Source organism: Winogradskyella sp., assembly GCF_025210595.1.
Classification (GTDB): domain Bacteria; phylum Bacteroidota; class Bacteroidia; order Flavobacteriales; family Flavobacteriaceae; genus Winogradskyella.
In genome coordinates this window covers 17,620-30,932 of sequence record NZ_JAOARH010000064.1, presented here as the reverse complement: position 1 = coordinate 30,932, position 13,313 = coordinate 17,620, and the positions used below count along the sequence as shown (strand labels likewise).

Annotated in this window: 10 protein-coding genes; 3 read left to right on the top strand and 7 right to left on the bottom strand. The window is 32.7% G+C overall.

From position 1 onward, the window contains the following. The first annotated feature begins 75 nt into the window (after positions 1-75). Positions 76-870, top strand: coding sequence for a TerB family tellurite resistance protein (locus N4A42_RS06755; protein WP_294071734.1), 795 nt, complete (start codon positions 76-78; stop codon positions 868-870). Here the strand turns inward: N4A42_RS06755 and N4A42_RS06750 are convergent. Then, positions 863-3,157 carry a TonB-dependent receptor gene (locus N4A42_RS06750; protein ID WP_294071731.1) on the bottom strand — a complete coding sequence of 765 codons (2,295 nt, stop codon included), beginning with the start codon at positions 3,155-3,157 and terminating at the stop codon, positions 863-865. The genes N4A42_RS06755 and N4A42_RS06750 overlap by 8 nt on opposite strands. 100 nt (positions 3,158-3,257) lie before the next feature. On the opposite strand from N4A42_RS06750, the gene N4A42_RS06745 reads away from it, so the two are divergent. Beyond that, positions 3,258-3,914, top strand: coding sequence for a metal-dependent transcriptional regulator (locus N4A42_RS06745; RefSeq protein WP_294071729.1), 657 nt, complete (start codon positions 3,258-3,260; stop codon positions 3,912-3,914). 1 nt (position 3,915) lies between these two features. Further along, positions 3,916-4,740 carry a ZIP family metal transporter gene (locus N4A42_RS06740; protein WP_294071710.1) on the top strand — a complete coding sequence of 275 codons (825 nt, stop codon included), beginning with the start codon at positions 3,916-3,918 and terminating at the stop codon, positions 4,738-4,740. A 10-nt stretch (positions 4,741-4,750) separates the two neighbouring features. On the opposite strand, the gene N4A42_RS06735 is transcribed toward N4A42_RS06740, so the two are convergent. From N4A42_RS06735 to N4A42_RS06710, 6 genes are all read right to left on the bottom strand, one after another. After that, positions 4,751-5,884 carry an efflux RND transporter periplasmic adaptor subunit gene (locus N4A42_RS06735; protein WP_294071707.1) on the bottom strand — a complete coding sequence of 378 codons (1,134 nt, stop codon included), beginning with the start codon at positions 5,882-5,884 and terminating at the stop codon, positions 4,751-4,753. Positions 5,885-5,909: 25 nt separating this feature from the next. Beyond that, positions 5,910-10,247, bottom strand: a complete 4,338-nt coding sequence (locus N4A42_RS06730; RefSeq protein WP_294071705.1) for a CusA/CzcA family heavy metal efflux RND transporter — start codon at positions 10,245-10,247, stop codon at positions 5,910-5,912. A gap of 74 nt (positions 10,248-10,321) precedes the next feature. Next, positions 10,322-10,645, bottom strand: a complete 324-nt coding sequence (locus tag N4A42_RS06725; RefSeq protein ID WP_294071703.1) for a hypothetical protein — start codon at positions 10,643-10,645, stop codon at positions 10,322-10,324. A gap of 146 nt (positions 10,646-10,791) precedes the next feature. Continuing rightward, positions 10,792-10,929 carry a FeoB-associated Cys-rich membrane protein gene (locus N4A42_RS06720; protein ID WP_294071699.1) on the bottom strand — a complete coding sequence of 46 codons (138 nt, stop codon included), beginning with the start codon at positions 10,927-10,929 and terminating at the stop codon, positions 10,792-10,794. After that, a complete protein-coding gene (gene feoB, locus N4A42_RS06715; RefSeq protein ID WP_294071696.1) occupies positions 10,930-13,044 on the bottom strand; it encodes a ferrous iron transport protein B in 2,115 nt (704 codons plus the stop codon). It abuts the gene before it with no gap. After that, entirely contained in the window at positions 13,037-13,264 is a 228-nt protein-coding gene (locus tag N4A42_RS06710) for a FeoA family protein (RefSeq protein ID WP_294071693.1), read from the bottom strand. The genes feoB and N4A42_RS06710 overlap by 8 nt, the downstream gene beginning before the upstream one ends. Between the last annotated feature and the right edge of the window lie 49 nt (positions 13,265-13,313).

The window sequence follows — 13,313 nt, the reverse complement described above, 5'->3', positions numbered from 1 at the left end:
TCAATAGTAACAAAAACAAAAAAATATCTACTAACATATAGTATATTTGAACTTCAATTGATAATACATTTACACATGAGTTTAGCAAAGTGGATAGGAGGTGCTATTGGTTGGTCTTTTGGTGGGCCAATAGGTGCTATTATTGGTTTAGCGTTAGGTAGTTTTGTTGATAATTTATCGGATAATGGTGCGCCTTTATTGGGTGATCGACAAACAGGTAGAACCCATAAAAGAGACCCTTACCGTCAGCGTCCAAAACAAACCAGAAGAGATGAAAGGCCAAAAACGCAATCTGGTGATTTTGAGGTGAGTTTGTTAATATTAGCTTCTATTGTTATTAAAGCAGATGGAAAACAAGATAGGCGAGAACTAGATTATGTGCGTCAACAGTTTAGAAACATGTATGGTAAAGAACGTGCCAACCATGCCTTTGAGTTATTTAAACGCGTGTCTAAGCAAAATATATCTATGCGTCAAGTGTGTATGCAGATTAAGCAAATGATGGATCACGCGTCGCGTTTGCAATTACTTCATTTTTTATTCGGAATAGCTAAAGCAGATGGCCATGTTGCTGAGGTAGAAATAAAGCAAATCTATACCATGTCTGGCTATTTAGGTATTAGTAGAAAAGATTTTGAAAGCATACAAGCTATGTTCTATGATATGACTAATAATGCTTATAAAATACTAGAGGTTGATAAGACTGTTTCAGATGATGAAGTAAAACGTGCCTATAGAAAAATGGCAAAAAAATACCACCCAGATCGTGTTGGGCACTTAGGTAAAGAACATCAAGAAGGAGCTGAAGAAAAATTTCGTCAAGTGCAAGAAGCTTATGAGTATATTCAAAAGGAGAGAGGGTTTAAATAGATAAAACCTTCAATCCAATAAAAAACGTACGTGGCATTCCTGGTCCGTAAACATAGTTACTGTCTCTATTTTTACCAGTATCAAAATCATTTTGGTAGGCATTAAAAATGTTCTTTACACCGCCAAAAATTTCTAATCCTGTGTTTAGGTTGTTAAGATTAAATCTGTAGCTGCTTCTCCAGCTAAATTCATGAAAAGAAGCTGTTGTTTTGTATTCATTAATAAGTTGTTCTGGTGCGCCAGCAAAATGAGCTATGAGCATATCACCTGTGTAAACGTAATTAAGATTAGTATTAAACCTGTTGTTTGGCATATAGCTTAAGGTTGCAAAGCCATAATGATTTGGAGTTCTCAAAAACTCACGTCTAGGATTTAATCCTTCAATAGTTTCTACAGCAGTGTCAAACTCACTTTTTTGAATGGTAAAACCAGCTTCTAATTGTACTTTTTTATTATAATTTGCTCTAGCTTCTAAAGTAATACCTTGTACAGCAGCAGCATCACCATTTTGTTTTTCAAATAACTGGCCAAATTCATCTTCACCAATTGGGTTAAGGTAAAAAGCATCCTTTAGTTTGGTATAAAAACCTTCTAGTGTAAAGCCTGCAATGAATTTTTCAGAAGCTTTATCATAATTAATAGAGGCGCTAAAACTATTAGATCGTTCTTCGACTAAATCGTCATCTAAAGATACTCTAGAAATGCCTCCGCCAGCAAAGGCAATGTGCAAATCTGTATCAAAAGCCTGAGGTGCTCTAAAGCCAGTACTCCATGTAGCTCGTAATTGTACATTAGATTCAGATTTATATAATAAAGAAAATCGAGGACTAACAATTAGATTATCGACTAAGTTGTTGCTGTCTACTCTAAAGCCAGAAAGCAAGTTGAGTTTTGGTGTTATTTCCCAATCGCTCTGAAAAAATGTACCAAGGTTTTTTGTGGTTTGGTCAATGTTGTAATTGTATGATTCAATAACATCCTGTACGTCATCAACTAAATATTCAGAACCAATAGTTAAGACGTTGCTGCCATTAAAAAAGTTGTTTAATCTATGGTTAAACTGTGCACCACCTTGTAAAGTAACTGTTTTTGAAGTGCCATAAGGCGGATTAGATATATGTGCTTCAATTTCATTGGTGTCATCAGGAAAAACACCAGTATAATGATCTCTATCGGTTTGCTGACCAGCAAAATAAGTGATTAAAGAGCTGTTGTTGTTATTGAAATTAATTTGATAATCTAAGCTTCCCATTATAACATCGTGAGTTCGTTCTTCTGCCTGTTGTGTCAAATAAGCTGGTCCATCAATCATTTCTCCTCCATAACGATATTCGTTTAGCTTGCTAAAACTTGCTTCTAGCTTTTGGTTTTCTGATGGTAAAAAGAAGAAATTAGCACCAAAAGAATTATTTTTTAGTGTTGTTAATTCAGAAAAATTATCATCATTGTGATCGTACATATCTCGATTACGATTGTTTATGAATAATGATACTCCTGCGTTTTTGGATTTTGAAACTACGGTTGCGTTTCCAGATACCATGTGATCATCAGCACCTCCATTTATATTTTGATATGTGTAATTAACGTCAAAATTATTGGTCTTAGGAACTTTTGTAATAACGTTAACGACTCCTCCAATGGCGCTAGAACCATAAAGTGATGAACCACCACCACGAATTGTTTCGATACGCTCTATCATATTTACTGGAATTTGCTCTAAGCCATACAAACCTGTTAACGGACTAAAAATTGGTCGTCCGTTAATTAAAATTTGAGAGTAACCACCTCCAAGACCATTAATTCTTAACTGTGTATAATTACAAGTTTGACAATCTGTTTCTACACGCAAACCTGGTTGAAATTTAAGACCATCTGAAAGGTTACAAGCTTGCAGTGTATTTAGACTTTCACTATTTAAAATATTAACAATAACCGCAGAATTGGTTTTGCGTTTAAAAGTACGTGTACCAGTAATAACCACTTCATCTAATGATTCTGTTTCCAAATCAAAGTTTAAAGTTAAGTTATCATCTACCTTTATTTGTTTGCGTTGTGTCTTGTAGCCAGTCATAGATGCCACAATAGTATACGTGTTTGTTTCAATGTTTTTTAATTCATAAAAACCATCAGATCTGCTAACTGCTCCAGTAGGTGTAGTTTCTAGGTATATATTAGCATAAGTTAAAGGTGTTCCATTAGATGTTACATAACCACTAATAGTGTGTTTAGATTGTGCATAAGCAAATTGTAAGGTTGCAAGAATAACAAGTAATACTCTACTAGACATATATAATATTTTGAAGCAAAGGTAAAATAAAATTTAGATAAGACTAAAAATTTATTTACTTAAATAAAATAAAGTTATATTTGTAGAAATTTTTAACAGTATGCTTTCTTTATCAGAAGAAAATTATCTTAAAGCCATATATCATTTAGAAAGCCAAAAAGGTATGGCTGTTAGTACCAATGCTATTGCAGAAAAAATTGAGACAAAAGCCTCTTCTGTTACAGATATGGTTAAGAAACTAGCAGATAAGGAATTAATAAACTATGTAAAGTACAAAGGAGTTAGTCTTACAGAAATTGGCACAATCACTGCAGTAAACATTATTAGAAAGCATCGTTTGTGGGAAGTGTTTTTAGTAGAAAAGCTAAATTTTTCATGGGATGAAGTTCATGATGTAGCTGAGCAATTAGAGCATATTAAATCACCAAAATTGATTAATGAATTAGATGCTTTTTTAGGTTTTCCATCTCACGACCCTCATGGTGATCCTATACCAGATAAAGATGGAAATATCACAAAATCTGATAAAGTAAAACTGTCTGATGTTGTTGTAAATACAAAATGTGTTTTTGTTGGTGTTAATGATTCTTCTTCTGAATTTTTAAAATACTTAGATAAAAACCATATTGCTTTAGGAAGCCAAATAAAAGTGCTGGCAAAAGAACCATTTGATGAGTCAATGACTATTTTAATTAATGATTTTGAACTAAATATATCAAAAGCGGTTTCTAATAATTTATTTGTTAAAACGAATTAATATGATACAAGACATTATTCAATATTTTGAAACTATAGATCCTGTTTTAGGGGCACTTTATGCGTCTCTTTTTACATGGATTCTAACTGCTTCAGGAGCAGCGTTAGTCTTCTTTTTTAAAGGAATGAATCGTGCTGTTTTAGATGGTATGTTAGGGTTTACAGGTGGTGTTATGGTTGCTGCAAGTTTTTGGAGCTTATTAGCGCCTGGCATAGAAATGAGTAAAGGAGAAGGGTTTGAAAAAGTAATTCCTGCAGTTGTTGGGTTTTCATTAGGTGCTTTATTCATTTTTGGTTTAGATAAAATTTTGCCACATCTGCATATTAATTTTAAAGAAGATGAAAAAGAAGGTGTTAAAACACCTTGGCGCAGAACTACACTTTTGGTTTTGGCAATTACATTGCATAATATTCCTGAAGGATTAGCTGTTGGTGTATTATTTGGTGGTGTTGCGGCCGGAATTCCAGAAGCAACAATAGGAGGAGCTGTAGCATTAGCTTTGGGTATTGGTATACAAAATTTTCCTGAAGGGCTTGCTGTATCTATGCCATTACGTCGCCATGGCGTGAGTAAATTTAAAAGTTTTTGGTATGGACAAATGTCTGCAATTGTAGAACCTATTGCAGCTGTGGTTGGTGCTGTAGCAGTAACATTTTTTCAGCCTATATTACCATATGCTTTAGCTTTTGCTGCTGGTGCTATGATATTTGTAGTTGTTGAAGAAGTAATACCAGAAACTCAACGTGATAAATATACAGATATAGCTACCCTAGGCTTTATAGGTGGCTTTATTGTTATGATGACTTTAGATGTTGGTTTAGGGTAAATAAATCTGTTTACTCATTCCCAATTAAGCTAAAGGCTCCATTCAACAATAATTTATCGTTCTTCGTTAAAGCATCAATGTTTTTAATTTCGGTGTAATTATTTTTAGTTAATCCAACATTAACTTCTAATGGTTTAAAATAGTAGTTAATATCATTTTCTTCATCTAGGACTAAAACAAAAAATTGATCTTCGTCTTCAACGATTGTGGTTTCAGGAAGCGCTTTAGTTTTGTTTTCGGCAATAATGATTTCTGCGTTCACAAACATACCAGTTAAGAATCGCTGCGATTCATCATTTGGATGCGCATGCACTTTAATCGTTCTGTTTTCTTCTATAGATGTGCCAACGAGGTATACTGAAGCTTCATAGACTTTTCCGGAAGTTTCAGGAATATTAAACAGCATTTTTTGATTTTCTTTAATGTTCATAATATCTTTTTCAAAAACAGATAATTCCAAATGAATATGACTATTGTCTATAATTTCTAAAATAGCAGTAGAGGGAGATACATAGCTACCTTTAGAAACATTTACTTTAGTAATACTACCATTTATTGGCGCATAAATATTAATTACCGAAGTTATCATTCCTTGTTCTACACTTTTAGGGCTTATGTTGAGCAACAGTAATTGTTTTTTAAGCCCATTATAGCTAGCAAGAGCAGTTTTGTATTGGCTTTGAGCTTTTAAAAACACTTTTTCTGAAATTATGTTTTCACCAAACATCGTGTTTTGACGCTCGTATTCATTTTTTAAGTAATTAAGTTGCTCTTTAATTTCCATGTAGTTTTGCTGAAGACTCACAAATTCTGGACTTTCTATGGTTGCTATTATTTGTCCTTTTTTTACAGTATTACCAACTAAAAGAGGAATTGTTTTTATATATCCACCTGTAATGGAATTAACAATGGCTTTGTTTTCTGGTGGTACATCAATTATTCCATTAACTTTAATGCTAACAGGAAATAGTTGCTCTTCAATACTGCCTAGCATCATATTGTTTTGCTGAAATTGTGCTTTAGACACTACAATACGATTGTCTTGGTTTTTATCTATATCTGTTGTTGACTTACTTTCAGAGTTTTTACACCCAAAAATTACTAGTAATAGAATTGCACTATATATTTTTAAAAATGATTTCATCTGTTGTGTTTTTATTGCTTTTAACTTATAAGGTTATATAATTAATAGCTACAACGGTTTGGTTGTATGCATTTAGATTTTCAATATAATTAAGTTGTATCTCATAAGCATTTTCTACACTTATGATGTACTGAAAAAAGTCTATTTCACCATGCTTAAAACTACGATTAGCAGTTTTTAATATTTCATTAGAAAGCTCAAGACCTTCTGTTTCATAATAGTCTAAAGCCTTTTGCTGTTGATTTAATTGAGAAAGCAATACCTCATTTTTAGTTTTTAATTGTATGGTATAATCTTGCAAACTTTCTTCAGCAATATTCTTTTCAATTTTTGATGCTTTTATTTTTGAAGATTTTCCCATGAATAACAATGGAATTTTTAAACCTAATTGATAGCCATATAAGTTTGAATTAATACCTGAATTGCTGCCTTGAAAATAGTTTAGAGTAATATCTGGTAATAATTGTTGTTGCTCAAATTTTCTTAAACGTTCAGCTAATGAAACTTTGCTGGAGACATAATTCAATTCTGGACTTTCGGTTAGGTTAAGAACTTTAAGAGTTTCTTTTTTGAAGGGTTCAAGAATAATTTCAATACTATCCTTACTTTGTATTAGACTTACTAATTCCTTATAGGCTATATAGGTATCTTCTTTTGCTTTTGTTAAATTAAGTTTTATTTGTCGATGTTTAGATTTAGCGGTTATTTTCTCTAGATAGTTGGTTTCACCTAGTTCAAAACGCCTTTTGGCAGTTTTAGAAAAGTTTAGATATAAGCTATCTAAAGTTTTATGTATTTGTTCTTTTTCAATAGCGTATTGGTAGTTGTAGAATGCCAATTTAACTTTACGTTTCAATGCCTTTTCTTTGATGGCATAATTGGATGTTTCTAATTGGTGATTTGCTTTGTTAAGCTTTTTTTTAGATAAATAAACCGTTGGAAACGAAAACTCTTGCTGAATACCAAACACACTAATTGGCTTTTCGTTAATGGCTAAATTATTTTGGTCATAACCATAGTAAACCTCTGTCTTTTCAAAATCAAATGCACTATTTATTAAAATATCTGCTTGTTTTACTTTTAATCTTTTTACTTTAAGATCAGCATTATTGTCGATAGCAATTTGTATAAGATCGTTAACCGTTTTCTTACTGGTTTGACCAAATGCAGATGAAGAAATTAATACAAAAATGATAAGCGTAATTATAGATTTAGACTTCTGTAAGGATTGTTTCTTAGGACTATCATTAAGTTTGTTGAAATAACTATAAAGTATTGGCAGCACTACTAATGTTAGTAGTGTCGCGGTTATGAGTCCGCCAATTACAACTGTAGCTAAAGGTCTCTGCACTTCAGCTCCTGCATTGGTTGAGATAGCCATAGGTAAAAAACCTAAAGCTGCTGCAGAAGCGGTTAAAATTACAGCGCGCAAACGATCTTTAGCACCTTGTTTTATTAATGTGTCCATAGTTTCAAAATTATTATTTTTTAGTTCTTTAAAATGCTCAATGAGTACTATTCCGTTGAGAACAGCTATACCAAATAGTGCAATAAATCCAACACCTGCAGAAATACTAAAAGGCATATCTCTTAACCACAATAACAAAACACCACCTACTGCAGCTAGTGGAATTGCAGAAAAGATTAGTAAAGCTTCTTTTAAGGATTTAAATGCAAAATAGAGTAATATGAAAATGAGAATTAAAGCTATTGGTACAGCTACCAGTAGTCTTGATTTGGCTGTCTGTAAATTTTCAAACTGTCCTCCATAGGTAATGTTATAACCTACAGGAAGATTTATATTATTTTCAATTAAAGACTGTACATCATTGACAACAGATTCAAGGTCACGGTTTCTCACATTTATACCAACAACTATTCTTCTCTTAGTATCGTCTCTAGATATTTTAGCAGCTCCCTTTTTATAGGTTATATCTGCTAATTCATGTAGTGGTATTTTTCCGCCTTGAGGTAAATCAACCAACAAGTTTTTTATATTATTAATGTCGGTACGTTTAGATTTATCTAACCTTACAACAAGGTCAAAACGTTTTTCACCCTCAAAAACGCTTCCTGTGGTTGTTCCAGCAAATCCCATCGAAAGCATGTCGTTGAGGTGTTTAATATTTAATCCGTAGCGTGCAATTTTTTCACGATTGTAGCTTACATTCATTTGAGGTAAACCATCTATTTTTTCGACTGTGATATCAGAAGCACCTTCAACATTTTCTATTAGGGATTTTATTTCATTTCCTTTTTTTGAAAGCACTTCTAGATCTTCACCAAAAATCTTAATGGCAATATCAGCTCTAACTCCAGTAATGAGTTCATTAAATCGCATTTCAATAGGTTGGGTAAACTCTACTTCCATACCTGGAATTATGGCTAATGCTTCTTTAAATTTGTCAGCAAGCTCATCTTTTGTTGATGCAGAAGTCCATTCTTTTTTTGGTTTTAGGACTATAATCACATCACTTTCTTCCATAGACATAGGATCTGTTGGTACTTCTGCTGCGCCAATTCTAGTAACGACTTGTTTAACTTCTGGGAATTTTTCGATTAATATTTGTTCTATTTGAGTAGTGATTTCTGCGGTCTTTTTTAAAGATGTTCCGGTTTTTAATACAGGTTGAATTACAAAATCTCCTTCATCTAAAGTGGGAACAAATTCACCTCCCATTGTTGAGAATATATATACTGTTAAAGTCAATAAAACAGAAGCTAAGACAAGTACTAGCTTTTTATTTTGTAGTGCCCAATTAATTACAGGCTCATATAATTTGTTGAGCCAATTCATTAATCTAACCGAAATATTACTTTTTGAATTTTTAGTGGGTTTAAGAAAAATAGAAGCTACTACAGGCACATAGGTGAAACAAAAAATCATGGCACCTATAAGCGCAAAGCTAAATGTAGAAGCCATGGGCTTAAACATTTTACCTTCTACACCACTTAATGATAGTATCGGAATAAAAACAATAAGAATTATGAGTTGTCCAAATATGGCAGAGTTCATCATTTTAGAAGCTCCATTGAAAATTATTTTATCTTTGAATGGTTGAACTTCATTTTTAGCAAGTGACGAGATCTCGGCTTGCTTTTTCGTAATCTGAAAAGCTATAAACTCTACAATGATGACAGCTCCGTCTATTATTATCCCAAAATCTATAGCTCCAAGACTCATTAAATTAGCGTCTATTCCAAACAAGTACATTAAAGAAATAGCAAATAATAGGCATAGTGGTATTACTGATGCTACTACTAAACCTGAGCGAATATTTCCTAGTAAAAGCACAACAACAAACACAACAATAAGACAGCCTAACACAAGGTTTTCTGTTATTGTAAAAGTGGTTTTGGCAATTAATTCACTTCTATCTAAAAAAGGATTAATATATACGCCTTCTGGAAGTGATTTAGATATGGAAGCGACACGTTCTTTTACAGCTTCTATTACTTTTTTAGAATTGGCTCCCTTTAGCATCATTACTTGTCCTAAGACTTTTTCTCCTTCTCCATTTCCAGTAATTGCACCAAAACGTGTTGCACTACCAAAGCCAACTTTTGCGACGTCTTTTATATATAGAGGCAGCCCATTGGTGTTCTTAACTACTATGTTTTTAATATCTTCAATAGAAGAGACTAAGCCATCACCTCGAATAAAATAGGCTTGATTTGCCTTTTCTATATAACCACCACCAGCAACACTATTGTTTTGCTCCAAGGCTTCAAAAACCTCATGGGTAGAAATCTGCATAGCATTAAGCTTATCAGTATCTATTGCAACTTCATATTGTTTTAAAAATCCTCCCCAAGTATTTACTTCTACAACTCCAGGTATTCCAGATAGTTGTCTTTTAATAACCCAATCTTGAATGGTACGTAAGTCTTGCACAGAATAACGCTCTTTGTATTCAGGTTCTACATCTAAAATGTATTGATATATTTCACCTAAACCTGTAGATATAGGTCCCATTTCTGGCGACCCAAAACCCTCTGGAATTTTTTCAGAAGCTGATTTAATTTTCTCAGCTATGAGTTGGCGTGGTAAGTAAGTGCCGATGTCATCCTTAAAAACAATAGTAACAACTGATAAGCCAAATTTAGAGATAGACCTAATTTCTTCCACATCTGGAAGGTTGGCCATCTCCAATTCTACAGGATATGTAATAAACTGCTCCATATCTTGCGTAGAAAGATTGCGAGATGTTGTAATTACTTGTACTTGATTATTGGTAACATCTGGCACTGCACCTATAGATATCTGAGAAAGGGCGTATAATCCAAAACCTATAATAAACCCTGTGAATATTAGAATAATAATCTTATTCCGTAAGCTAAATTTTATAATATGTGATAACATAATTCATGAATAAAAATATTGTCAACTACATAATCACTTATGAGTTGAAAAGAAAATATTTGAAAACGAATAAATTATGCTTTCCGAGGAGGTTGTAGGAATTCTTTCTCGATAAGAGAAGCGTATAGATTTATGTAATGAAAATTAGATTCGGTAGTACTATAAAAGTTTATACGATTAATATTATAAGAAGTGATGTGTGATAAAAAAGCTACCATTGAGACGCTATACCCTTGGCATTGAAATGGCAATTGCTCGTGGTCATTCTGTTCTTCTTGATGATTCTTAGTGTGTTCTGCTTTTAGTTCTCCATAATGTTTAGAAAGAAAAACAATGAAGCTATCGCCATGTTCTTGTTTGTGAAATTGAGCATGTTCAATCAATTCGTCTAATTGCATAACATCTTTGATACCTATTTGTAAACTTTGAATAAGTATAAAGCTCGATAATATTATGGATATCAATTTATTCACTAATACAAAGTTAGTGAATTTGAAGAAAGAAAATTTGATAAATATCAGTATTTAAATACTAAGGCAAAAGTTTAGTGGCAATTACAATCATTAGTTCCACAATTAGTTGCCTTTTTTTTCTTTGGCTTCCATAAAAACTTATATACCAAAAAGCCAATTGCTAATATTAAAGCAGAAAAAACTAATATATTTTGAATAATGGTGTTCATTTATTTAAATAACTGAAAGGCAACTAGTGCAGCGAGATAAGCAATTGAGCTCATAATAATAAGTTGATATAGTGGCCATTTCCAAGAGTTGGTTTCGCGTTTTACAATTGCTAGTGTGCTCATACATTGCATAGCAAAGGCATAAAAGAGTAAAAGAGAAATACCCGAAGCAAAGGTAAAAACTTTATTACCATTACTATGAACCTCTTTTGCCATTCTATTTTTTATAGTGGACATTGCTTCATCTTCATCTTCAATGTCATTAGCGCTTCCTATACTATAAATTGTAGCTAAAGTACCTACAAAAACCTCTCTTGCTGCAAAAGAAGTTACAAGGCCAATTCCTATTTTCCAATCGTAGCCTAAAGGTTTTATAGCAGGCTCTATAGTTTTGCCAATAATACCTATATAAGAGTGTTCTAATTTATGCTCGGCAATCATATCGTTTTGTGCCTGTTCTGAAAGGTTTGGATGTGTTTTTTGAACAATAGCTTCTGCATTGTTAAATTGCTCTCCTGGCCCATAAGATGCTAAAAACCATAGCACAATAGAAATTGCTAGAATTATTTTACCGGCTTCAAAAACAAAAGTTTTGGTTTTTTCTAAAACAGTAATAGCTACATTTTTAAAAAGAGGTAACTTATAATTTGGCATTTCTACAACAAAAAAGGTTTTGCCTTTTATTTTTAAAGTTTTATTAAGAATGTAAGCAGAACCAACAGCAGCAGCAAAACCAATTAAATAGAGTAGCATTAAGGTTAATGCTTGATAACTTAAGCCTAAAAAACGACCTTCAGGAATTACTAATGCAATAATTATTAAATAAACAGGTAGCCTTGCAGAGCAGGTTGTAAAAGGTGTTACCAGAATTGTAATAAGACGTTCTTTCCAGCTTTCAATATTACGTGTTGCCATTATAGCAGGAATGGCACATGCTGTTCCTGAAATTAATGGAACTACACTTTTTCCGCTAAGTCCAAAACGCCTCATAATACGATCCATTAAAAAGACAACACGACTCATGTAGCCTACCTCTTCTAGAATGGCAATAAATAAAAATAAAAAGGCAATTTGAGGAATAAAAATAACAACTCCTCCAAGTCCAGGAATAATACCTTCTGCTATTAAATTTGTGAAAGCTCCTGCTGGTAAGACACTTTTTGCCCATTCACTTAATGATGCAAAGAGACCATCTATAAAATCCATTGGAACTCCTGACCAATCATAAATAGCCTGAAATATTAGGAGTAGTATGAGACTAAAAATAAGATAACCCCAAACCTTATGAGTTAAAATTCTATCTAGTTTTACTCTTAAGTCTTTAGCTGCTTTTAAATCTATAGTTTGTCCTTTTTTAAGGGTATTGTTTATAAATTGGTAGCGCTTTATAGTTTCTTTTTGTTGAAGACGTTTTAAATCTGATTTTGATTTAATCTTAAAACCTTGTGTTTCTTCTATGGTTTTTCGGTTGGTTTTACCAAAGTTAACATCTTGGGTAATTACTAACCAAAGCTTATATAGCAATTGATTTGGAAATGCCTTTTTTAGATTTTCAAAATACTGTTTATCAATTGTAGAGGCATCCAAACATGGTTTTGTAGGGAGTGATTTATAATCGGTAATCAGTTCTTTTAATTCATTAATTCCAGTTTTTTTTCTAGTGCTAATTAACGCGATTTTAGTGTTCAGTTCCTTCTCTAAACAAGCGATATCTAATGAGATACCTTTATATGCCATACGATCAGACATGTTAATGGCTAAAATCGTCGGGATTTCTAAATCTTTAATTTGAGTGTAAAGAAGTAAGTTTCGTTTTAGGTTTTCTACATCGCTAACTACTACAGCTACATCTGGGAAATCTTTATCTTTCTTGTTTAAGAGTAATTCTATAACAACACTTTCGTCTAGAGATGAAGCATTAAGACTATAGGTTCCTGGTAAGTCAATAATATGGGCCTTAACTCCTTTAGGAAGTTTGCAAACACCTTCTTTTTTTTCAACAGTAATGCCAGGATAGTTGCCAACTTTTTGATTAAGACCTGTTAAGGCATTAAAAACAGAGGTTTTTCCAGTGTTTGGATTTCCTATTAACGCAACATTAATCTGCTTACTCATCTACAATTTCAATTAATATATGAACAGCTGTTTCTTTTCTAATTGCTAAGTGCGATCCGTTTATGTTAAGATACATAGGGTCTGCAAAAGGAGCAACTTGCACAAGTTCTACAGTGTTTCCTGGTAAACAACCCATTTCTAATAATTTTAAAGGAATATGAATTGAGGAAATATCTATTATTATTGCCTGTTGTCCGCGTTTTAAATCAGCTAATGTCAACTGCTTGCTTATTTAGAATAATTTTAAAGAAGCAAAAATAAGCTAAATA

Bases quoted from the DNA above. Each gene is read 5' to 3' on its own strand.
- N4A42_RS06755 (WP_294071734.1), top strand. From the start codon at position 76: ATGAGTTTAGCAAAGTGGATAGGAGGTGCTATTGGTTGGTCTTTTGGT.
- N4A42_RS06750 (WP_294071731.1), bottom strand. From the start codon at position 3,157: ATGTCTAGTAGAGTATTACTTGTTATTCTTGCAACCTTACAATTTGCT.
- N4A42_RS06745 (WP_294071729.1), top strand. From the start codon at position 3,258: ATGCTTTCTTTATCAGAAGAAAATTATCTTAAAGCCATATATCATTTA.
- N4A42_RS06740 (WP_294071710.1), top strand. From the start codon at position 3,916: ATGATACAAGACATTATTCAATATTTTGAAACTATAGATCCTGTTTTA.
- N4A42_RS06735 (WP_294071707.1), bottom strand. From the start codon at position 5,884: ATGAAATCATTTTTAAAAATATATAGTGCAATTCTATTACTAGTAATT.
- N4A42_RS06730 (WP_294071705.1), bottom strand. From the start codon at position 10,247: ATGTTATCACATATTATAAAATTTAGCTTACGGAATAAGATTATTATT.
- N4A42_RS06725 (WP_294071703.1), bottom strand. From the start codon at position 10,645: ATGCAATTAGACGAATTGATTGAACATGCTCAATTTCACAAACAAGAA.
- N4A42_RS06720 (WP_294071699.1), bottom strand. From the start codon at position 10,929: ATGAACACCATTATTCAAAATATATTAGTTTTTTCTGCTTTAATATTA.
- feoB (WP_294071696.1), bottom strand. From the start codon at position 13,044: ATGAGTAAGCAGATTAATGTTGCGTTAATAGGAAATCCAAACACTGGA.